17 protein-coding genes are annotated in these 21,797 nt (G+C 62.0%); 15 read left to right on the top strand and 2 right to left on the bottom strand.

What is annotated here, in order from left to right; all coding sequences use genetic code 11:
• The first annotated feature begins 2 nt into the window (after positions 1–2).
• From ehuA to doeB, 9 genes are all read left to right on the top strand, one after another.
• A complete protein-coding gene (gene ehuA / locus JQK88_RS25950; RefSeq protein ID WP_210285109.1) occupies positions 3–788 on the top strand; it encodes an ectoine/hydroxyectoine ABC transporter ATP-binding protein EhuA in 786 nt (261 codons plus the stop codon).
• Positions 789–852: 64 nt separating this feature from the next.
• The gene (gene ehuB / locus JQK88_RS25945; RefSeq protein ID WP_192255870.1) at positions 853–1,704 is read left to right on the top strand and encodes an ectoine/hydroxyectoine ABC transporter substrate-binding protein EhuB; all 852 of its coding nucleotides are present in this window, start codon (positions 853–855) and stop codon (positions 1,702–1,704) included.
• A 246-nt stretch (positions 1,705–1,950) separates the two neighbouring features.
• Entirely contained in the window at positions 1,951–2,610 is a 660-nt protein-coding gene (gene ehuC / locus JQK88_RS25940; protein ID WP_181061064.1) for an ectoine/hydroxyectoine ABC transporter permease subunit EhuC, read from the top strand.
• A complete protein-coding gene (gene ehuD / locus JQK88_RS25935; RefSeq protein ID WP_112566166.1) occupies positions 2,610–3,269 on the top strand; it encodes an ectoine/hydroxyectoine ABC transporter permease subunit EhuD in 660 nt (219 codons plus the stop codon). The genes ehuC and ehuD overlap by 1 nt, the downstream gene beginning before the upstream one ends.
• Positions 3,270–3,277: 8 nt before the next feature.
• Positions 3,278–4,054, top strand: a complete 777-nt coding sequence (eutA, locus tag JQK88_RS25930) for an ectoine utilization protein EutA (RefSeq protein WP_192255868.1) — start codon at positions 3,278–3,280, stop codon at positions 4,052–4,054.
• Positions 4,055–4,237: 183 nt separating this feature from the next.
• Positions 4,238–5,227: a hydroxyectoine utilization dehydratase EutB gene (eutB, locus tag JQK88_RS25925; protein WP_203279880.1), complete on the top strand. Its 990-nt coding sequence runs from the start codon at positions 4,238–4,240 to the stop codon at positions 5,225–5,227.
• Positions 5,224–6,216, top strand: a complete 993-nt coding sequence (locus tag JQK88_RS25920; RefSeq protein WP_203279879.1) for a cyclodeaminase — start codon at positions 5,224–5,226, stop codon at positions 6,214–6,216. Before eutB ends, JQK88_RS25920 begins: the two co-directional genes overlap by 4 nt.
• Positions 6,217–6,347: 131 nt before the next feature.
• The gene (gene doeA / locus JQK88_RS25915; RefSeq protein WP_203279878.1) at positions 6,348–7,526 is read left to right on the top strand and encodes an ectoine hydrolase DoeA; all 1,179 of its coding nucleotides are present in this window, start codon (positions 6,348–6,350) and stop codon (positions 7,524–7,526) included.
• Positions 7,527–7,531: 5 nt separating this feature from the next.
• Entirely contained in the window at positions 7,532–8,527 is a 996-nt protein-coding gene (doeB, locus tag JQK88_RS25910) for a N(2)-acetyl-L-2,4-diaminobutanoate deacetylase DoeB (RefSeq protein WP_203279877.1), read from the top strand.
• A 43-nt stretch (positions 8,528–8,570) separates the two neighbouring features.
• On the opposite strand, the gene JQK88_RS25905 is transcribed toward doeB, so the two are convergent.
• Positions 8,571–9,698 carry a serine hydrolase domain-containing protein gene (locus tag JQK88_RS25905; RefSeq protein ID WP_203279876.1) on the bottom strand — a complete coding sequence of 376 codons (1,128 nt, stop codon included), beginning with the start codon at positions 9,696–9,698 and terminating at the stop codon, positions 8,571–8,573.
• Positions 9,699–10,286: 588 nt separating this feature from the next.
• Here JQK88_RS25905 and JQK88_RS25900 point away from each other — a divergent pair.
• From JQK88_RS25900 to JQK88_RS25880, 5 genes are all read left to right on the top strand, one after another.
• Positions 10,287–12,506, top strand: a complete 2,220-nt coding sequence (locus JQK88_RS25900; protein WP_192255857.1) for a mechanosensitive ion channel family protein — start codon at positions 10,287–10,289, stop codon at positions 12,504–12,506.
• Between the two features lie 266 nt (positions 12,507–12,772).
• Positions 12,773–14,221: a TolC family protein gene (locus JQK88_RS25895; RefSeq protein ID WP_203279875.1), complete on the top strand. Its 1,449-nt coding sequence runs from the start codon at positions 12,773–12,775 to the stop codon at positions 14,219–14,221.
• A gap of 37 nt (positions 14,222–14,258) precedes the next feature.
• On the top strand, positions 14,259–16,391 hold the full coding sequence (locus JQK88_RS25890; RefSeq protein WP_203279874.1) for a type I secretion system permease/ATPase: 2,133 nt from the start codon (positions 14,259–14,261) through the stop codon (positions 16,389–16,391).
• Between the two features lie 46 nt (positions 16,392–16,437).
• Positions 16,438–17,727: an HlyD family type I secretion periplasmic adaptor subunit gene (locus tag JQK88_RS25885; RefSeq protein WP_192255851.1), complete on the top strand. Its 1,290-nt coding sequence runs from the start codon at positions 16,438–16,440 to the stop codon at positions 17,725–17,727.
• Complete coding sequence (locus tag JQK88_RS25880) at positions 17,717–18,358, top strand: ribbon-helix-helix domain-containing protein (RefSeq protein ID WP_192255848.1); 642 nt, start codon at positions 17,717–17,719, stop codon at positions 18,356–18,358. Before JQK88_RS25885 ends, JQK88_RS25880 begins: the two co-directional genes overlap by 11 nt.
• Positions 18,359–18,385: 27 nt before the next feature.
• On the opposite strand, the gene JQK88_RS25875 is transcribed toward JQK88_RS25880, so the two are convergent.
• Positions 18,386–19,330: a transglutaminase-like cysteine peptidase gene (locus JQK88_RS25875; RefSeq protein WP_203279873.1), complete on the bottom strand. Its 945-nt coding sequence runs from the start codon at positions 19,328–19,330 to the stop codon at positions 18,386–18,388.
• Positions 19,331–19,654: 324 nt separating this feature from the next.
• On the opposite strand from JQK88_RS25875, the gene JQK88_RS25870 reads away from it, so the two are divergent.
• A partial coding sequence (locus tag JQK88_RS25870) for an Ig-like domain-containing protein (RefSeq protein ID WP_203279872.1) occupies positions 19,655–21,797 on the top strand: 2,143 nt, incomplete at its 3' end.

Here is a 21,797-nt window from a genome sequence, read left to right as displayed (position 1 = left end):
ATTTGTCCACACCCATCATCAAGGTCGACGCCATTTCGAAGAGCTTCGGCTCGTTCAAGGTGCTCGACGGCCTGTCGATGCAGGTCATGCCGGGCGAGAAGCTGGCGCTGATCGGCCCGTCCGGCTCGGGCAAGACGACGATCCTGCGCATCCTGATGACACTTGAGAAGATCGACGGCGGCCATATCCAGATCGATGGCGAGCAGCTCTATCACATGGAGCGCAATGGCCAGCTGCTGCCCGCCGACGAGCGGCATTTGACCAAGATGCGCCAGAAGATCGGCATGGTCTTCCAGCTGTTCAATCTCTTTCCGCACAAATGCGTCATGGACAATGTCACCCTGGCGCCGATGCTGACCAAGGGCACGCCGCGCGCCGCTGCCGAAAAGCGGGCAATGGAACTGCTCGACATGGTCGGCATGGCCGACAAGGCGAAGTCGATGCCGGCGCAATTGTCCGGCGGCCAGAAGCAGCGCGTGGCGATTGCGCGTGCGCTGGCGCTGTCGCCAAAGATCATGCTGTTCGACGAGGTGACGTCGGCGCTCGATCCGGAGCTGGTCGAAGAGGTGCTCAACGTCATGCGCAAGCTTGCCGCCGAGACCGACATGACCATGCTGCTCGTCACCCACGAGATGGGCTTTGCCCACGACTTCGCCGACCGCGTGCTGTTTTTCGACCGCGGCAGGATCGTCGAGGAAGGCAAGCCCGACGAGATTTTCCGCCATCCCAAGCAGGAGCGCACACAAGGCTTCCTGAAGAAGATCATCGCGGCCGGGCATCGTGTCTGACCGCTTTGCGGGGCGGAAGACTGCCCCAGACAAAACCAAGAAGACAAACAAGGAGTTGGGAACAATGAAGAAACTTGGCATTCTGGCCGGCGTCGCCGGTCTCGCACTGACGGCGGTACTCGTGGCTTCAAGCACCGGTTCGGCCGATGACAGTAAGCTCGAGCAGCTGAAGGCGCAGGGCTTTGCCCGAGTCGCGATCGCCAACGAGCCGCCCTATACGGCGGTCGCCGCCGACGGCAAGGTTTCGGGCGCGGCGCCCGACGTGGCCCGCGAGATCTTCAAGCGTCTCGGCGTTGGCGACATCGTCGCGTCGATCTCAGAGTATGGCGCCATGATCCCCGGACTGCAGGCCGGCCGCTTCGACGTCGTCACCGCCGGCCTGTTCATGAAGCCGGAGCGCTGCGCGGCGGTCGTCTATTCGGAACCGGTGCTGTGCGACGCCGAGGCGATGCTGGTGAAGAAGGGCAATCCGAAGGGCTTCAAGAGCTACGAGGATGTCGCCAAGGACACGTCAGCCACGATCGGCGCGCCGGGCGGCGGCACCGAAGAGAAGCTGGCGCTCAACGCCGGCGTGCCGCGCGAACGCGTCATCGTCGTGCCCGACGGCCAGAGCGGCCTGAAGATGCTGCAGGACGGCCGCATCGATGCCTACTCCCTGCCCGTTCTGTCGATCAACGACCTCGTCAAAAAGGCTGCCGACCCGAACCTCGAGGTCATTGCGCCTGTGCAAGGTGCGCCGGTCTATTGCGACGGCGCCGCCTTCAAGAAGGGCGATGAGGCATTGCGCGATGCCTTCGATGTCCAACTGGCCAAGCTGAAGAAATCCGGCGACTTCGCCAAAATCATCGAGCCCTACGGCTTCTCGGCGGCAGCAGCGATGTCAACGAGCCGAGACAAGCTCTGCGCCGCGAAATAGCGCGCCTCTTTGCCTTCTCCCGTATACGGGGAGAAGGTGCCACGAAGTGACGGAGAGGGGCGGCGCTTTCCCTTGAGAGGCTGGCTCTGCCCCTCAACTGCCTGCCGGCATCGCCCTTCGCTATGCTACGGGCGCTCGTCATTCGAAAAGCCAAGCAATTGGCTTTTCATCCGCTCTGCGGACCACTCCTCGCCCCCGTGAACGGCGAGAAGGATCCTAGAACCAAACGTGGGAACCTCTAACCGAATGACCCAGTGGTCCGGCTATCTCGGCCTGATATTGCAGGGAGCGCTAGTCACCATCGAGCTGACGCTGATGGGGTCGGTGCTTGCGCTGATCATGGCCTTCCTTGCCGGCATGGGGCGCGTGTCGCGCTTCTTTGCGCTGCGCTGGCTGGCAACCGTCTACATCGAATTCTTCCGCGGCACCTCGATCTTCGTGCAGCTGTTCTTTGCCTATTTCGTGTTGCCGTTGATCGGCCTCGAGCTGACCCCGCTGCAGGCCGGCGTGCTGGCGCTGGGCCTCAATGTCGGCGCCTATGCGGCGGAAGTGGTGCGCGGCGCCATCCAGTCGGTCGGTCGCGAACAATATGAGGCCTGCATCGCGCTCAATCTCGGCCGCTGGCAAGGCATGCGCCACGTTATCCTGCCGCAGGCGCTGCTGATCATGCTGCCGACCTTCGGCAACAACGCCATCGAATTGCTGAAGGCGACTTCCGTGGTGTCGCTGATCTCGCTCGCCGATCTCACTTTTCAGGCGCAGGTCGTGCGCTCGCAAACTGGCAACACGCTGGTGCCGTTCACCACCATCCTGATCATCTATTTCGCGCTGGCGCTAATCATCTCCTGGGGCGTGCGTTCTCTGGAACGCCGCATGGCGCGTGGCCTCGATGGGGTGCGCGTCTGATGGAGTGGGATTGGAACTTTGTCTGGGAGATCATGCCGACGCTGATCCAGGGCGTGAAGATCACCATCCTGGCGACGCTGCTCGGCTCCGTGCTGGCTGCGATCGTCGGCCTGGGCATCGCGTTGGCGCGGCGCTCGCCCAACAAGGTTCTGTCACGCACCGTCGGCTGGGCGGCTGAATTCATCCGCGGCACGCCGCTTCTGGTGCAGCTCTATTTCATCTTCTACGTGCTGCCGGATTTCGGCATCCTGTTGCCGCCGCTGGTCGCAGGCGTCATCGGGCTTGGTCTGCACTACGGCACCTACACTGCGGAGGTTTATCGCGCCGGCATCGACAACGTGCCGCGCGGCCAGTGGGAAGCCGCCAAGGCCTGCAATCTGAGCGCCACGCAGACCTGGACCAACATCATCATTCCGCAGGCCATCCCGCCGATGATTCCCGCGCTGGCCAATTATTTCATCGCCATGTTCAAGGAGACGCCGCTGCTGTCGGCGATCACCGTGCTGGAGCTGATGAACCAGGCCAAGAGCGTCGCCAACACCTATTATCGCTACATCGAGCCGATCACGCTGGTCGGCGCTTTCTTCCTCGTCATCAGCCTCTTTTCGGTCGTGCTGTTGCGCTGGCTGGAACATCGCTACGGCAAGATCGAAAGGTAATTCTCAAGATGAAACCGCTGCCCGAAATCAGGCTGATGCCGGCAAGGCCGGCGCTCGACGCGCGCCCGCTGGAAAAGCGCGTCGGCCTGATCATCCTTGCCACCGACCACACCAGCGAGCCGGACTTCCGCCGCATGGTGGCGAGCGAGCGGGTCGGTGTCTATGTCGCGCGCATCCCCTACAAGAACCCGACCACGCCGGAGAATTTGCGCAAGATGCAGCCGGAGCTGGCGGCCGGCGCGGCACTCATCCTGCCCGACGAGAGCCTCGACGCCATCTGCTATTCCTGCACCTCCGCCTCTGTGGTGATCGGCGACGCCGAGATCGAGGCGGCAATCCAGTCTGCCAAATCAGGCGTTCCCGTCGTCACACCGCCGATGGCCGGCGAGCGCGGACTGAAGGCTTTGGGCGCCAAGAAGATCAGCATCCTCACCCCTTACACCGTCGAGACCTCTAGGCCGATGGCCGCCTATTTTGCGGCGCGGGGTTTCGAGATCCTCAGCTTCACTTGCCTCGGTTTCGAGGATGACCGCGAGATGGCGCGCATTGCGCCGGCATCCATTGTCGAACTGGCGCGCGAGGCGACGCACGCTGAAGCCGATGCGCTGTTCGTATCCTGCACCGCGCTGCGCGGCGCGCTCGCGGTTCCCGGCATGGAAGAGGCGATCGACCGCCCGGTGGTGACCAGCAACCAGGCCAGCGCCTGGAATTGCTTGCGGCTTTGCGGCGACGGGACACCGCGCCCTGAGTTTGGCCGCCTGATGATGCTGCCGCTGGGACAGTAAGATCATGTCCCGCATTCACGAGCGACCCCTTCTGGCGTGCCGGCCATCTCCCCCTCAAGGTGGGAGATTAGCTGCTGCCACGCCTTCGCCAATCATCGACGTTGCAGGAAGAGCGGCAACGCTGAGGCTGCCGATCTTCCCCCTTGAGGGGAAGATGGCCGGCAGGCCAGAGGAGGTCGCCCCATGACGCGCGCCGTCACCCTGGCGGACATCCATGCCGCCCGTGAGCGTATCGCCAACAAGGTTGTGCGCACCCCAACCGTATTGTCCCACAGCCTGTCGGGACGCTTCGGCGTCCCCGTCCACCTCAAACTCGAACATCGCCAGACCACCGGAAGCTTCAAACTGCGCGGCGCCTCGAACGCCGTCGCTTCGCTGAGCGCTGAAGAGAAGGCGCGCGGTGTGGTCGCGTCGTCGACCGGCAATCATGGCCGTGCGCTTGCCCTTGCGGCAAAGCTCGAAGGCATGCACGCGGTGATCTGCATGTCGCGGCTGGTGCCGCGGAACAAGCTGGACGAAATCCGTCGGCTTGGCGCTGATGTTCGCATCGTCGGCAACAGCCAGGACGAGGCGCAGCAGGAGGTCGAGCGGCTCGTGGCACAAGAAGGTCTCGTCATGCTGCCACCTTTCGACCATCCCGCCATTATCGCCGGGCAAGGCACGCTCGGCCTGGAGATCATCGAGCAGGTTCCGGACGCCGCTCTCGTTCTGGCGCAGCTCTCCGGCGGTGGCCTGGCCTCGGGCATCGCCGCCGCCGTCAAGGGAGTCAGCCCCGACACAAAAGTGATCGGCGTTTCGATGGCGCGTGGTGCTGCGATGAAGGCGAGCCTCGATGCCGGCCGCCCGGTCGAGGTCGAGGAGTTGCCGACGCTGGCGGATTCGCTCGGCGGCGGCATCGGCCTCGACAACCGGCTGACCTTCGCCATGTGCCGCGATCTGCTCGACGACGTGGTTCTGCTTAGCGAGGACGAGATCGCCGCCGGCATCCGCCATGCCTACGAACAGGAACGCGAGATCGTCGAAGGCGCCGGCGCGGTCGGCATCGCCGCGCTGCTCGCCGGCAAGGTCAGAGTGAACGGGCCGGTCGTGGTTCTGCTGTCCGGTCGCAACATCGATATGAACACGCATCGCAAGATCATCTGCAGTGACGCCATTGCGGAGCCCGCGGCATGAGCCGGATGACGATCCTCACCGAGAAGGAACTGCGCACAATCGTGACGCTCGATCTCGATGCTGTTGCCTGCGTCGAAAACGCTTTCCGTGCGCTTGCCACGCTGCCTGTCGCGATGCCGCCGATCCTGCGGCTGGATATTCACGAGCATCGCGGCGAGGTTGATGTGAAGTCGGCCTATGTGCCTGGCATAGATGGCTTCGCCGTCAAGATAAGTTCCGGCTTCTTCGACAATCCGAAACTCGGTCTGCCCAGCGGGGGCGGCATGATGGTGCTGCTCTCGGCAAGAACCGGCGTGGTCGAAGCGCTGCTGCTCGACAATGGCTATCTCACCGACATCCGTACCGCCGCTGCCGGGGCGGTCGCGGCGAAGCATTTATCGCGGCCGGATTCGTCTGTTGCCGCGATCTTCGGCGCCGGCGTGCAGGCCGGACTGCAGCTCGAAGCGCTCATGCTGGTGAGGCCGATAGCCGAGGCGCGGATCTGGGCGCGCGATGCGGCAAAAGCGGAGGCAACGGCAGGCGCCCTGCGTGAGAAGCTTGGCATCCTCGTGCGCGCCGAACCGGACGCGGCAAAGGCTGTTGGCGGCGCCGACATCATCGTCACCACCACGCCGTCGACCGAGCCGCTGATCAAGGCCGGCTTTGTCGTTGCCGGCCAGCACGTCACCGCCATGGGCTCGGACGCCGAGCACAAGAACGAGATCGCGCCGGCGATCCTGCGCATGGCCGATCTCTATGTCGCCGACAGCGCCACGCAGACACGGCGCCTCGGCGAACTGCACCACGCCATCGCATCGGGCGTGATGAGCGCTGATGCCGAGATTACCGAACTCGGCCAGATCATCGCCGGCGAACGTCATGGAAGGGGCCAAGCCAGCGACATCACCATCGCCGACCTCACCGGCACCGGCGTGCAGGACACGGCGATTGCAACATTCGCCCGCGACCGCGCACGTGCGGCCAAGTCAGGAACGATTTTCGAAAGCTGATGCTGGCCGAAGCGTGATCCGGAAAAGTGGGAACCGGTTTTCCGAAAAGATCACGCTCAAACAAGAACGACGAGCCTGTTTCAACAAAGTTGAAACAGGCTCCAGGCCCAACAAACGAGGACCCAAGAACAATGCAACCGAACCTGAAATTCTCGCGCGGCGAATTTGCGGAACGCCTCGCCAAGACACGGCAAGCCATGGAGGCGAAGGGCGTCGACCTCCTGATCGTCAGTGACCCCTCCAACATGGCCTGGCTGACCGGCTATGATGGCTGGTCGTTCTACGTGCATCAGGCGGTCATCGTGCCGCCGTCGGGGGAGCCGGTCTGGTATGGCCGCGGCCAGGACGCCAACGGCGCCAAGCGCACAGCCTATCTCGCGCATGACAACATCGTCGGCTACGCCGACCACTATGTGCAGTCGACCGAGCGCCACCCGATGGATTTTTTGTCCAGCGTGCTTGCGGATCGCGGCTGGGGCAAGCTGACCATCGGCGTCGAGATGGACAATTACTGGTTCTCGGCCGCCGCCTTCGCTTCGCTGCAGAAACACCTTCCCAATGCCCGCTTTGTCGATGCCACAGCTTTGGTCAACTGGCAGCGCGCGGTGAAGAGCGCGACCGAGATCGATTATATGCGCAAGGCGGCCCGCATCGTCGAAGCCATGCACCAGCGCATTGTCGACAAGATCGAGGTCGGCATGCGCAAATGCGACCTTGTCGCCGAGATCTATGATGCCGGCACGCGCGGCGTCGATGGGATCGGCGGCGACTATCCGGCGATCGTGCCGCTGCTGCCGTCGGGCGAAGACGCTTCGGCACCGCATCTGACCTGGGACGACAAGCCGATGAAGTCCGGCGAAGGCACTTTCTTCGAGATCTCCGGCTGCTACAACCGCTATCACTGCCCGCTGTCGCGCACCGTCTTTCTGGGCAAGCCGACGCAGGAATTTCTCGACGCCGAAAAGGCGACGCTGGAAGGCATGGAGGCGGGGCTTGCAGCGGCCAAACCCGGCAACACCTGCGAGGACATCGCCAACGCCTTCTTCGCCGTCTTGAAAAAATACGGCATCGTCAAGGATAACCGCACGGGTTATCCGATCGGCCTGTCTTATCCGCCGGACTGGGGCGAACGCACCATGAGCCTGCGCCCCGGCGATCGCACCGAACTCAAGCCCGGCATGACCTTCCATTTCATGACCGGCCTGTGGCTGGAGACGATGGGACTGGAGATCACCGAATCCATCCTGATCACCGAAACCGGTGTAGAGTGCCTGGCCAATGTGCCGCGCAAACTGGTGGTGAAGAATTGAAAACGATGTCCCGCCCATCCCCGATCGCCCCGACCGTCGATTTCGACAAGGATGGCGTGCAACACGGTTTCCTGCGCTTGCCCTACAGTCGCGACGACTCCGCGTGGGGCTCGGTGATGATCCCCATCTGCGTCATCCGCAAGGGCAAGGGGCCGACTGCCCTGCTCACCGGCGGCAATCATGGCGACGAGTATGAGGGGCCGTTGGCGCTCTACGACCTCGCCCGCACACTTGATCCCAAACAGGTCAGCGGCACGGTGATCATCGTGCCGGCGATGAATTATCCGGCCTTTCGCGCCGGCACCCGCACGTCGCCGATCGACAAGGGCAATATGAACCGCAGTTTCCCGGGAAGGCCGGACGGCACGGTGACGGAAAAGATCGCCGACTACTTTCAACGCGAATTGCTGCCCCGCGCCGACCTCGTCTTCGACTTCCACTCCGGCGGCAGGACGCTGGACTTCGTACCGTTCTGCGCCGCCCACACTTTGTCCGACAAGGCGCTGGAGCAGAAAGCCTTCGACGCGGTCGCGGCATTCTCGGCACCGTTCTCGATGCGCATGATCGAGATCGATTCCGTCGGCATGTACGACACGGCGGCGGAGGAGATGGGTAAGGTCTTCGTTAGTACCGAGCTTGGTGGCGGCGGCACCTCGCGTGCGCAAACGGTGCGGATCGCGCGGCGCGGCATCAGCAATGTGCTGCGCCATGCCGGCCTTGTTGAGGGTGCGGTCGAGACAGGCACGACCCAATGGCTGGACATGCCGTCGGGCGATTGCTTCTCCTTCGCCGAGGATGACGGCATGATCGAAACCATGGTCGATCTCGGCGAGCCCGTGAAAGAAGGCGCGGTGCTGGCGCGTATCCACTCCACCGGCCGCACCGGCATCGCGCCGCAGGAAATCAGGGCAAAAATGTCCGGCATGCTGGCGGCGCGGCATTTTCCAGGTCTGGTCAAAGCCGGTGACTGTGCCGCGGTGGTTGGCGCTCTGGTCTCCTGATGTTCGGAACCAGCGAAATCAATGACCAGCGTGTGTGCTTACATCAGAGCGCGTCGTAAACGGCGTCGATCAAACCTTTGCGGCGTGGATCGAGGTCGTCGAAACCGAGCATACGGTTGGTGACATAGCCGAACCCGACACCGGCGGCGGGATCGGCAAAGCCGATGGCGCCGCCCCAGCCGCTATGGCCGAACGTTTGCGGCGACGCGCGGCTGGTATAGGTGGGATCCTCCATCTGATAGCCGGCGGCAAAGGCTGTCGGCGCCGCGAAGCTGTCGTCCATGCCGCGAATGCGAGGTCGTGCCGCTACTTCGACTGCGGTACGGCCGATCAGAGGCTTGCCCTCCCAAACGCCGCCGGCCGCCATCATACCGTAGATGCGTGCCAGTGCGTGTGCCGTCGACTGTCCATTGCCGCCCGGCACCTCGGCGGCGCGCCAGGCGCGGTCGTTGGGCGCCGTTGCCCGGGGTGTCGGATTGTCGCCTGCGTGGGGAAAGGGCGAGGCGCGGACAAACTCGACCCAATCGGAAGCCTTTGGACCTTCAATCATCTCTGCGACCCTGGGATCCTCGCTGGCTGGCAGACCGACGTGAAAATCAGCGCCAAGCGGGCCTGCGATCTCTTCTGCGATGAAGCGGCCCACGCTGCGTCCGTCGACGCGACGCAGCACCTCGCCAGTGAGATGGCCGTAGGTAAGGGCGTGATAGATGCAGCGGCTGCCCGGCTCCCACAGGGGTGACATGGCGGCAAGCGCATCGACAAAGGGCGTCCATGCCAGAAGCCCTTCCTCGTCCATCGGTACGGCGAGACCGTTCAGCCCGGCTTGATGCGACATCACGTGATCGAGCGTGATGCGCTCCTTGCCGCCGGCCGCGAACTCCGGCCAGTAGCGCGCAACGGGGGCGGCATAGTCGAGCTTGCCGCGTTCCACCAGCATGGCAATGGCCAAGGCCACAACGCCCTTGGTGCAGGACCAGACATTGACCAGCGTGTCCTGCCGCCACGGACGGCTGCGCGCAGCATCCGCATGACCGCCCCACAAATCAACGACGGTCCTGCCTTGGACCACGACCGACACGCCGCCGCCATGCTCCAGCCCTTGCGCGAAACACGTGGCAAACGCGTCGCGCACACCGGCAAAGCGTGGATCGCAGGTACCCTCGATGTTCATGTGCAACTTCTCATTCGGTTCCTCAACGCGGTGCAGTTTCCGTGGCTGCCCCTGGATTGGCAACCAAGCTCTGGCGGTCAGCACAGGGACATGGTGCCGCAGTCAGTTCCGAGGGCAATGGCGTGCCTGCCAACACGTCTTGCCACCCATGCATCGATCGCACGGCGGGTGACGAGCGCGTCTTCCTTGGAGATACGGTCGGGTTCTGGACGACGCTGACGGTGTGGCCTTCCTTGGTGAGGATGTCGTAGGACGCCCTTCCATCCTGTCACGGTCAGCTCGTTATATTAAGGATATTGTACATCCTTGTGGATATACAATATCCTTAATTCGGAACTGGAAAGTCCTTCCGACATAAGGGACAGACAAATGCCTTGCCGGTCGCCAGGTGCCCTGCCCAACGGACTAGCCAGGAACGATGAGACTTGCACCACAACATCGGCTTGTTCAAGGTAGGAGCAACGACGGACCTAGCTGTCTTTCTCGCCGATTTGACCGGAAGGTTACCGCACGATGCCACTCATGAATCGACGATTTGGAGCCAAGACTCCGGCGCGCCCGGCACAGCGTCTCGGAGACCTGGCGGCGATGCTTGTCCTGATTGCCAGGCCGTTCGTCCTCGGAATCGCCCTTTTGTTGGCTGGTCAGGCACAGGCGCAGGCGCCGGCGACCGTTCCGCCTGAAAGGGTCAAACAGCTGTTCGAGCTTCTCGATGATCCGTCAGTGAAGGCCTGGGTGGCCGAACAACGAAATCAGGACGCCGGGTCAACGCCTGCCGAGACGGGAGCTTCGCCGACCGACGGGTCGTCCGACCCTGTGGCCGCACCGGGCCAGATGAATACGATGGCATCCTCGACGCTCGATCGGATCAGGCATCATATCGAAAGGATCGTGCGGACTTTGCCCCTGCTGCCAGGCCAGTTCGCGCGCGTTCGCGCCGAGACCATGCAGGATATGTCCAGCAAGGGGCCCGTCAGCGTACTTATTCTGATTGCGATGTTCATCGCTGCCGGCCTGGCGCTCACCTGGGCAACGTACAAGGTCACCCGTCCATTTCGTCTTTGGATTATCGCGCAACCGAAGGATACGCCCATCGGGCGAGCCAAGAAGATTGGCGGTCGCGCGCTTTATTCCAACATGCTGCTCGTCTCGTTCGCACTGGGCAGCGCCGGTGCGTTCATGTTGTTCGACTGGCCAATGCTTATCCGCGAAATTGTGCTGACATTTCTGATGGCGGCGGTCGTTACATGGGGTGTGCGCCTGTACGCCATGGCCACGCTCGTCCCGTCCTTCATGGAGGTCGAGAACGCCGTCGAGGTTCGTGCTTTGCCGATCACCAACGAGACGGCTGACCATTGGTCCTATTGGTTACCCCGGATCGTTGGGGTCTTCGCCTTCTTCGGCGCCGCGTTTATCCTCTTGCCGGGCCTCGGCATCGATCAGGACGGAATGATGGTCCTGTCACTGGGCGCCGATTTCGTGTTGCTGGTGCTCTTGCTGCTCGCCATTTGGCGTCGGCCAAGAACGCAGCGAGACGGTGCGCGCCATGGCGGTCACACGGAAACGACGTGGTTGTTGACGACTTATTTCGTCGTCCTGTTCCTGCAGCGCATCGCCGGCCTTTATACCTACTTCTGGTTTACCTTCGCCGCATTCTTCCTGCCTTTGGCAATCGTGCTGACGCAGCGCGGGGTCAATTTCGTCCTGCGGCCGGGTTCGGAAGACGCCGGCCGGCCTACGGTCCCGGCGGTGACGATCGCCGTCATCGATCGTGCAATCCGGATGATTTTCATCCTGGCGGCGGCATACTTTCTCGCGCGCGTCTGGGGTCTGAACATGCAATCCATGCGCGACAACGATACGACAACGACGTTCATATTGCGCGGCTTGATCAATGTCGTGGTCATTGCGCTTGCAGCCGATTTCGGCTGGTCGATTATCAAGGCTTTGATCGAACGAAAGCTGGGCATCGAAGCACCGCACCCTGTGATCAGCGACGAGGAGGTCCCGATCCTCGATCCGCAGCAGGCGCGGCTGCACACGCTGTTGCCGATCCTCCAGAACATCCTGCTCGCATCGATCATCGTGATGGCGGTGCTGATGATGCTGGCGTCGCTGGGTATCCAGATCGGCCCGCTGATCGCCGGCGCCGGCGTCGTCGGCGTCGCGGTGGGCTTTGGAGCACAAACCATCGTCAAGGACATCATTTCGGGCGTGTTTTTTCTGCTCGATGATGCGTTTCGTGTCGGCGAATATATTTCGTCGGGCAATTACAAAGGTACCGTGGAAAGCTTTTCGCTGCGCTCGGTGAAGCTGCGCCACCATCGTGGTCCGCTGTTCACGATACCGTTCGGTGAACTCGGGGCAGTCCAGAACCAGAGCCGTGACTGGGTTATCGACAAATTCAACATCACCGTCGGCTATGACACCGATATCGACTTCGCTCGCAAGCTGATCAAGCGAATCGGTCTCGAACTGGCGGAAGATCCCGAGTTCAAAAACTGGGTGCTCGACCCGATCAAGATGCAGGGGGTACAGGAGTTCGGCGAGTACGGCATCGTATTGAGGGTGAAGGCCATGACCAGACCCGGAGGCGCCTTCGGCATGAAACGCAAATTCTATGTGCGCCTGCGCCAGGTCTTCAAGGAGCAAGGCATCGAACTGCCATTTCCGACGGTCCACGTCCAAGGGCTGCAGAACACGCATGAGGCAGAGAATGCGCCGTTGGAGATCACACCCGAGTTGCAGATGGCCGTCGCGCAGTCGCACACCAATCGGCGCAGAAAAAAAGCTGGCACAACGGAGTAGGAAAGCTGGGCTCCTCGGTCACAGGGCGGGACTTCCACCTGGGCGCCGTCAGCTCCAGGGTCGCAGACCATGGAAATAGGCGCACGTGGTCGGCAGCGCTTAACCGGAGGGCGTCCGGGCATTCTTTGTGCTATTTTTGCTACATTGCGTAAATTTGTGGCTTGAATCCAGCGTTTTAGTGTCCCCTAAATTGTAAGTTTGTAGACAATTGTGCTTGGGTCGTAGCGCTTGGAATAACGTGCAGGGGGAATGTTGGGGTGGGTAAAATGAATTCAACAACTATGTGGGCCATATGCAAGCGCCTTGGCCTGCTGACGACGGTTGCCATATTGAGCTGCGGGAATGCTCACGCGCTCACTCTTAAAGAGGCGATGGCGGTCGCGGTGGAGTCCAATCCCGAGATTGGCCAGGCAATCGAAAACCGCGAAGCAATCGAATTCGAACTGCGCCAGGCGAAGGGGCTTTATCTTCCCAGCGTTGACCTGGAAGCGTCGGCGGGGGCTCGCCGCCTCGACAATCCGGACAGGCGCTCACTTTCCATCGAGAATGACACGCTCTATCCAGCTGAAACCGACCTCACGGTTACGCAGACGCTCTACGACAGCGGTGCAAGGCGCGCCGAACTAAACCGCCAGGCCTCGCGCGTCGACGGTGCCTCGTTCCGGGTTCTGGAACGGTCCGAATTCATCGGGCTCTCGGTTGTCCAGGATTACCTCGAAGCCATGTTGCAGGCCTCGATCGTTGTCGAAGCAAAGAAGAACCTCGGATTCCATCAGGGAATTCTCGGCGACATCCGGCAAGGCATTGCCGGCGGCGCGCTGAACGAGGCCGATCGTCAGCAGGCTGAGGAGCGGCTGTTCGCCGCCAAGGCCCGTGTGCAGGAAGCCACCGAGGAACTAGAGGCAGCAAAGATCCGGTTCTTCAAGACTGTCGGTAAGCCGCTGACCAGCGCCTCGAGGCCGGGCGATGTGTCTGCCGCGCTGCCGAGATCGCTTGACGAAGCAATCGGGCTGGCACGACAGAACAATCCGCGCGTGCATATGGCCAACAGCGATATCGACGCGGCGGCTTCCCTCGTGGATGCCGCACGGGCAAAATTCGGGCCGTCGATCACCGCCGAAGGTATCGCCCGGGCAGGATCCGACATCGATGGCAGTGACGGCGACACGAGCGACCTTCAGGCAAGGGTCGTGCTGCGCTGGAACCTTTATCGCGGCGGCATCGACAAGGCCAACGAGCAGGAGCAAATCCGCCGCACCAGCGAGCAGCGCCTTGTCCTGCACCAAGTCCTGCGCGAGATCGAGGAAGCCGTCCGTACGTCATGGGATCGACGCTTCCGGCAGGCCGACCTGGCCAAGACGCTGAAGCTTCAGGCAGCCGCCAGCGAAAAGTTGGTGGGGTCCTATCGCGAGCAGTTCAAGGTCGGACAGCGCTCGCTGCTCGACGTGCTTGACGCACAGAACACCCGGTTCAACACAGCGACGCTTGCCGACACCGCGTCCTACGCGTCGCTTTTCGCCCAGTACCGGCTGCTGGCGGCAACCGGACAGTTGCTGAAGACCATGGACCTTCAGCCGGCCAAACAAGCAACCGCCTACGCCAAGGCCGAGTTCAATGCACCGGAAACGGCCGACACCGAAACCTATGCACGCACGCCGTCGGAGCAAAAGAACGATCTGCCTTTTGACATCCTCGCGCCGGTAAGGAAAAAGTAGGAAGGCCAAGGTCGAACGATAGTCCTGCGGGCGGATCGTGAACCCACAACCTAAAATCCTGTCCCCAAAGGAGGCCTTCAAGGCCTGCTTTTCGGCTGTTGCCGGCTACCTGGGCAGGCCGAGTGCCGAGACCGTGCTGTTTGCCGGCGTGCCGCTGTCGGATACCCAAATCGATATCGACGCCATTCGGCATCTTGCCGAACGCGTCGGCCTTGAAATCACGGAGTTCAGCCATCGCGATTTTCTTCGCGGACGCATCGACCTCCCCGCCATCCTGTTTCGCGTCAGCCAATTGCCAGTTGCGCTGCTTGCCGAGACAGAGGACGGTGGATTTACGACCGCTGCCCAGGAGGACGGGCGCACAACCATCAGCAAATCCGAACTTGCCGGAAGCTACATAAGCGGCGGCGTTTCCTTCTCGATAACCTATGCCAACGCGGTCGAGGGGATGAGCATCGGTTCTGCGGCCAAGATTGAGCGGCGACATTGGTTGACCGGAACGATGGGGCCATTCTGGCGCACCTATTCGAAGGTCATCCTGTCGGCGGTATTCATCAATCTGTTGGCCCTTGCCTCGCCGATCTTCACCATGAATGTCTACGACAGGATCTTGCCGAACAAGGCGATATCGACGCTCTGGGTGCTGTCGATCGGGATCGGCGCGGTCATTCTGTTCGACCTGCTCTTGAAGACCGCCAGAGCGTCGCTGATCGACTATGCCGGGCGCAAAGCCGATCTTCGCATTTCCTACATGCTGTTCGAGAAGGTGCTGAACTCGTCCTTGTCGGCACGGCCCGGCTCAACCGGCGAATATGCAAATCGGGTGACGCAGTACGAGTTCGTACGCGAGTTTTTCACATCGAACACCGTCAGCGTCTTCATCGACACTGCATTCGTCTTCGTCTTTCTTCTTGTCATCTATGCGATAGGCGGCTGGCTGGTCATCATACCGGCCATTGCCTTTGTCGCCTCCGTGATCGTCGGGCTGATCACACAACGGCGTATCGGCAAACGCGTTGCCGCGTCCATGAACGAGGCTTCGCAACGCCAGGCCCTGCTGGTTGAATCCATCTCCACGCTTGAGACGATCAAGTCGTTGCGGGCAGAGGCGTATCTTCTGCGAAAATGGGCAGAGCATTCCAAGAACGCATCAAACACCTCCGAGAAGATCAAGCAGCTTTCGGCTGCTGCCGGCAACATAACGCAGGCCATCCAGCAGTTGGTGACCGTCGCCCTGATCGTGGCCGGCGCTTATGCCTTTTCGGAAGGGCATGTCTCCACCGGCGCCATCATCGGCACCGTCATGCTGGCGGGCCGGGCGGTGGCTCCGCTTGGGCAGATCGCTATCACCTTGTCCAGACTTCGTCAGGCAATGCTATCCTTGCGAATTGTCAATTCGATCATGGCGCAGCCGGAGGATCGGCCGGACACGGTTGGTTTCGTCAACCGCCCCATTCGCAATGGCGCGATGGCGTTCAGGAACGTCGGCTTTGTCTATCCGGGTTCTGAAAACGAAGTTCTGACCGGCGTGAACTTCTCGGTGAAGCCCGGCGAGCGGATCGGCATCATCGGCCGCATAGGCTCGGGAAAGACGACCATGGGTCGGCTGATCGGCAGGCTCTTCCTGCCGACCTCCGGCGAGCTGCTGCTGGACGGCATCGACATCCGCCAATACCACCCGTCGGAGGTTCGCGCCGCGGTCGGTATCGTCGCGCAGGCCAACGATCTGTTTTCGGGCACCATCAAGGAAAATCTCCTGATGGCGTGTCCGGAGGCGACCGATGAACAGATCGTCGAAGCGGCCAAGGCTGCCGGCGTCGACGATTTCGTCTCTCGCCATCCGCGCGGCTACGACATGAATGTCGGCGAGCGCGGCACCAATCTCTCGGGCGGCCAGAGGCAGACAATGGCAATTGCCCGCCTGTTGCTGACCAAACCGAAAATCGTCTTCCTGGACGAGCCGTCCGGCTCGATGGATCTGGCTTCCGAGCGCCAGCTGATCAAGCAGCTCAAGGTGGCCTTCGATCGCAGCACGACGCTGATCGTTTCGACGCACCGCTTCAGCATGCTAGAGTTGGCCGACCGCCTGATTGTCATCGAGCAGGGCAAGATCGTTGCTGATGGACCGAAAGACCAAGTGATACAGGCGCTGCAGAGAACGAGCGCCTGACAGAAACAGACTTGTTGAGTGCATTCAATACGTTGGGGCATGGGAAATGCTTGCCAGGGAAGACCGCCCGCCGCTTTTTGCGTCGGCGTCGATATTCATCATCGGAGCGCTTTTTGCGAGTTCGGTCGCCTGGGCGTCCTTTGCCGAGGTCGATGAAATCGCACGCGGCGACGGCAAGATCATACCCGCGTCGAAGACCCAGATCATCCAGGCCAGCGAGCCCGGCGTTGTTCAGGAAATCGCTGTGAAGATAGGGCAGATCGTCAAGAAGAACGACCTCATCATTCGCCTCGACAACACCTTCAACACCTCAAGCCTTGGCGAGCAGCAGGCCAAGGCGCGGGCGCTGCAGACGCGCATTGCACGGCTCAAATTCGAACAGACCGGCAATCTCGAGGGCGCATTTCCCTGCCCGTCCGAGATCCAGAAGGTCGCGCCGGAAATCTGCGACAACGAGCAGAAGCTGCTCATCGCGCGCCGCGACAACTTCGAAGTCAAGCTATCGGTTCTCAAGTCGCGCCTCGATCAGCGCGAGAAGGAACTGGATGAGGCCAACGCCAATGCCGATCGCCTCACCAAGAATCTGGCCGTCAGCGACCAGGAGGCGAAGCTGGTCGAAGCGATGGTCAAGAAAGGCCTGATGGCGCGAACCGAGCAACTCCGCGTCGAGCGCGAGCAGACCGAGCTCAATGGTCAGCTGGCACTCGCCGGCGAAACCATCAAGAAAGCCAAGTCGGCCATCACGGAAGCCCAGCTTCAGGTCGATGAACTCGGCCTGCAGCTGCAACAGGAAGCGCTCAGCGATCTGACACAGGCGCTCGCCGACCTCTCGGTGGTGGATGAGACGATCCGCGGCGCCACCGACAAGGTGGCGCGCACCGACATACGGTCGCCTGTCGACGGTATCGTCAACACGCTCGACATCAACACGGTTGGCGCTTTCGTCCAGCCCGGCGCCGTCGTCGCGGGCATCGTGCCGACCTCCGAGACCCTGCTGGTCGAAGCGCGGGTTTCACCGCGAGACGTCGCCTTCATCCGGCCGGGGCAGGATGCCCTGATCAAGGTGACTGCCTATGACTTCTCGATCTTCGGCGGCATCGAAGGCAAGGTCTCGAACATCACCGCCGACAGCCTGGTCGACCAGAAGACTGGCGAACCCTACTATCAGGTTCGCGTCGCCACCGACAAATCGACGCTGACACGCGACGGCAAGACCTATTCGATCATCCCCGGCATGATCTGTTCGGTCGACATCAAGACCGGACGCAAGACGATCCTCACCTACCTGATGAAGCCTATCAACAAGGCGCGTGAGGAGGCGATGAGTGAGCGGTAGTGCGATCTCCCCTCCTGCCGATCGCGACCGGCTGCTGCCGCCGCTGGTGGCAGAGGATTTCGGACTGGAGTTCCGGGTCGTGGCGCGTGGCGGCACGCGCCGCGGCATTCGTCTGGAGCGTGCGTTCTGGACCTCGTTGAAGCAAATGGCCGAAAACCGGAAATGCACGATCGGCATGCTGATCGAAGAGATCGCCGAGAGCCACGCCAACACCGGAAACCTGACATCGGCAATCCGCGTAGCCTGCATGCGTGGACTGGCCGACGAGAACCTAACCTTGCAGCGGCTGGCGTCGATCAAGACCATCAACGCCATTCTGGTCGCCTGTCCCTCGCCGGCCTTTGCCCTGTCATCGTCGAAGAAGATCCTGACCTTCAATGCGCCGTTCCAGCAACTGGTGCGTCGTCAATTGCCGGCGGCGCCGAACGAGGACACGCGCCACGACCTCAAGCTGGCGCTGGACCTCCATGTCGCCGACATATTCGCCAGGCTTGAGGCCAATGGCGAGACGCCGGTCGCCACCGGTTTCGTCATCGGCGCCGGTGACCGCCGCTACCGGGGTCAACTGAACGCGGTGCGGGCGCCGGTGGTCGAGCCGGAACTGCTGATGGCGTTCGTCTTCGGCGGCTAGGGCGCCCAAGACACCCTGACGGCATACTTACTGTTGCAGACCTTCGCCCGGCGCGACCGTCGAAAGGCCGCCCTTGATATCGGCGATTTGCGCAGAGCCGGTCTTTGCGCCATGGATCCATGCGCGGTCGGTGCTGAACGAATACAGCGGCACGTAGCTCGGCAGATCGCTGTCTCGCGAAACGACATTGCTCAGACTGTCGAGAATGAAGACGCCACTGCCGGTGCTGACCGACAGCACGGCATGGAAGAAACCGCGCTTGCGATCCTGCAAGACAACCAGCGACATGCTCTGAGCCGGGATGCCCGCACGCAGCAGCGCCGCCATCTTGAGGATAGCGAAATCCTCGCAGTCCCCTGCCCGGCGCTCGAGGATTTCCGAGGGCTTGGCCCAGTAGTCGAGCTTGCCGTAAACCACGCTGTCCTTCTTGTAGGCGATCGCGCGATTTATACTTGAGTTGACGAAGGACAGCTTGTCGATGAAGCGCTTGTCCCGGGCTGCCTCGACGATCCCGGCAAAGGTGCTGTTCTTGCGCTCGCATGCACTACCCGCGGTGCACTCGACAATTGCCTTGTAGACAGGCGCCCAGCGCGCCGAGACCGGGAAATTGCGCATCGACAGGGCAACCGAACCGAACACGCCGGGAATGATCGCCGCCGTCTGGATCGGGTCGATTCCGGCGTCGTCCTGTGCGATCGAAGGATCTCGCTTTTCATTAACGGCAACAGGACCATAGCTGCCGAAAATCATGCTGATCCTGTAGGCCGAAACAGGCTGCCAAGGCTGCTGCCGCAGCAGCGAAACGCCGCCGAGACTGGGCGGGGTTTCGACCGCCGCCAGCATTCCAGCGACAGCCCCGGCATCCGCGGCAACGGCACTCGCGGATGATGGCTGCGGCAGGCTTGCGATGCCCATTGCCAGCAGGAGCAGCTTGAGCCCGGTTATCCCCGGGGCAGATTTTTCTTTTTTCATAACGCCCACCTTTGACTGTGGACGCTACCAATCTTGTCTCAAATTACTGGAAAGGAAGGTGGATAAGTTTCTGGCAAACCGGAACATCTATTTTGCATAAAATTTTATTCAATTTTATACTACTTTTTACCAACCCATCCCGACCGGCGGATATCAAACGGGGCCACGGCCCTGCCGTTGTATATCAGGTTATATGTTTGGTGTTTACCACGTGGAAAAAATGCCGAGACAGTTATACCAGAATATATGAAAGTGATTACAGGATAGTTGCAAAGCAGAGGCCGTCACTGTCTCTTTCCGGGAAATGCCGGAGGGGTTTTGGCTATGACGAACAGTAACGAATTGGACACCGTCTCGAATTCCTGGGACGAGCACTCGGCCTCTGAACGTGGCGGCTCGCCGTCGCAGGCAGGGACGCAGATAGCGCAAGCCGCCCAGCCGGCGCCTGCCGAGCCCGTACCCGTCGATGTCGGCGGCGGCGCGCCCGTCAAACAAGATGCACCTGCGGAGGCGAAGGCCCCGGCGGCAGCTGCGCCCCACGAATACGTGGCCGACGCCAGCAACGTGGTAAAGCTTCCGGCCGACGTCTCGATCGACAACATCAAGGTCGACGGCCACAACCTCGTGCTCGAACAGGCTGATGGCTCGGTCATTGTGATCAAGGATGGCGCCTTGAACGTGCCGACGTTCATCATTGGCGACGTCGAGGTACCGCGCGTTGCCCTGATCGCCGCGCTCGAGGCCAGCCACGTCGATGTCGCCTTTGGCGCCGACGGCTCCATCTCGGCCGGTCCGGGCGGTTCGAACTCAAGTGCAGGCGGAGACTTTTCGGTTCCCCCCGGCGGCATCGGCGACGGATTCGGTCTTTCGGCGCTGTTGCCCCCGACAGACCTGGCGTTCGGCCAGCCGGATAACCGCGAGTTGTTTCCGAGCGTGCGGCCGGATTCCACACCCTCCATCATCGACCTGACGCCTTCCGTCGATGGCGGCGACACCATCGTCAATGAAAAAGGCCTGCCGGCAAGCTCGGGGTCGGAAGGCTCGGGCGAGGCGCAAGATTCTTCGCCCAACACCGACCAGTCGGAGATCAACACCGGCACCTTCACCATCACCTCGCCCGACGGTGTCGGCTCGCTGACCATTGCCGGCCAGGTGATTTCGGGCGCTGCCCTTGCCAACAGCGCATCGACGCCGATCGACATCACGACGCCGCTCGGCAACACGCTGACCGTCAACGGCTACGACGCCGCGACTGGCCAGGTGAGCTACAGCTACACGCTCGCTCATAGCGCGGCTCACCCCGGCGCGGGGACCGATTCCATCTTCGACGACATGACGGTGACTGTCACCGACACCGACGGAGACGTCTCCCTTCCAGGCACGCTGTCCGTCCAGATCGTCGACGACGTGCCGACCGCGGTTGCCGACACCGACGCGGTGGCGGCGGGCTCGTTCGGGCCAGTCGGCGGCAATGTAATCGACGGCAGCGGGTCCGACGGCAATGCCGCTGGCGCCGACACCAAGGGCGCCGATGGCGCGGCGGTGGTTGGCGTTGCGGCCGGCAATACCAATGCCGATGTCGACGACGCAGCCACGCTTGGCACGCAGATCCAGGGCGCCTATGGCAAGCTGACGCTCGCTGCCGACGGCACCTACAGCTATGTTCGCGATGCCGGCACGTCCGGTGGCGTCAACGACGTCTTCACTTACACGATCAAGGACGGCGACGGCGACACCTCGCACACCACGCTGACGATTTCGATCGGCGATGGAACGCCGACCGTATTGATCCCGGTAGCGGGCGGCGCCGACACGACGGTCTATGAGGCTGGCCTGCCGGCGCGCGCCGGCGAGCCTTCGGGCTCGAACGAGCCTGCGACCTCGGAAACGACCTCGGGTACGATCGGCTTCACGTCGCCGGACGGCCTGACGACAGTGTCGCTGGGCGGCCATGTATTGACCGGTATCCCGACGGCGTTCGCCGACGGGACGACAGGCACGCTGACGGCAAGCTATGTCTACAATCCGGCGACCGGCCTCGGCACGATCAGCTACTCCTACACACTCCTCGACAACACGCTGACCGATCCGTCGAGCACCAGCTTCGCGGTGGTGGTGACCGACGCCGACGGCGATCCGGCGCCGGCCGGCAATCTGGTCATCAATATCGTCGATGACGTGCCGACGGCGGTTGCCGATACGGACAGCATTGCAGCCGGCCAGTTTGGTCCCGCGACGGGCAATGTGCTTGTCGGTGGTACGGACGCGGTCGACGCGAACACCACGGACGGCGTTACCGACACCCAGGGCGCCGACGGCGCGACAGTGGTTGGCGTTCAGGCCGGCGACACCAATGCCGCCCTCGACAACACCGCGACGCTGGGCATCCAGATCCAGGGCCTCTACGGCAAGCTGACGCTGGCCGCCGACGGCACCTACACCTATACCCGCGATGCCGGCTCGGCCG

Origin of the sequence: Mesorhizobium caraganae (genome assembly GCF_016836705.1) — a bacterium.
In the GTDB taxonomy this organism is placed as follows: Bacteria; Pseudomonadota; Alphaproteobacteria; order Rhizobiales; family Rhizobiaceae; genus Mesorhizobium; species Mesorhizobium caraganae.
This window is presented reverse-complemented; position numbering and strand designations above follow the sequence as displayed.

What these genes read in the sequence shown, in the direction of transcription:
- ehuB (WP_192255870.1), top strand. Translation starts at nt 853, where the DNA reads ATGAAGAAACTTGGCATTCTGGCCGGCGTCGCCGGTCTCGCACTGACG.
- ehuC (WP_181061064.1), top strand. Translation starts at nt 1,951, where the DNA reads ATGACCCAGTGGTCCGGCTATCTCGGCCTGATATTGCAGGGAGCGCTA.
- ehuD (WP_112566166.1), top strand. Translation starts at nt 2,610, where the DNA reads ATGGAGTGGGATTGGAACTTTGTCTGGGAGATCATGCCGACGCTGATC.
- eutA (WP_192255868.1), top strand. Translation starts at nt 3,278, where the DNA reads ATGAAACCGCTGCCCGAAATCAGGCTGATGCCGGCAAGGCCGGCGCTC.
- eutB (WP_203279880.1), top strand. Translation starts at nt 4,238, where the DNA reads ATGACGCGCGCCGTCACCCTGGCGGACATCCATGCCGCCCGTGAGCGT.
- JQK88_RS25920 (WP_203279879.1), top strand. Translation starts at nt 5,224, where the DNA reads ATGAGCCGGATGACGATCCTCACCGAGAAGGAACTGCGCACAATCGTG.
- doeA (WP_203279878.1), top strand. Translation starts at nt 6,348, where the DNA reads ATGCAACCGAACCTGAAATTCTCGCGCGGCGAATTTGCGGAACGCCTC.
- doeB (WP_203279877.1), top strand. Translation starts at nt 7,532, where the DNA reads ATGTCCCGCCCATCCCCGATCGCCCCGACCGTCGATTTCGACAAGGAT.
- JQK88_RS25905 (WP_203279876.1), bottom strand. Translation starts at nt 9,698, where the DNA reads ATGAACATCGAGGGTACCTGCGATCCACGCTTTGCCGGTGTGCGCGAC.
- JQK88_RS25900 (WP_192255857.1), top strand. Translation starts at nt 10,287, where the DNA reads ATGCTTGTCCTGATTGCCAGGCCGTTCGTCCTCGGAATCGCCCTTTTG.
- JQK88_RS25895 (WP_203279875.1), top strand. Translation starts at nt 12,773, where the DNA reads ATGAATTCAACAACTATGTGGGCCATATGCAAGCGCCTTGGCCTGCTG.
- JQK88_RS25885 (WP_192255851.1), top strand. Translation starts at nt 16,438, where the DNA reads ATGCTTGCCAGGGAAGACCGCCCGCCGCTTTTTGCGTCGGCGTCGATA.
- JQK88_RS25875 (WP_203279873.1), bottom strand. Translation starts at nt 19,330, where the DNA reads ATGAAAAAAGAAAAATCTGCCCCGGGGATAACCGGGCTCAAGCTGCTC.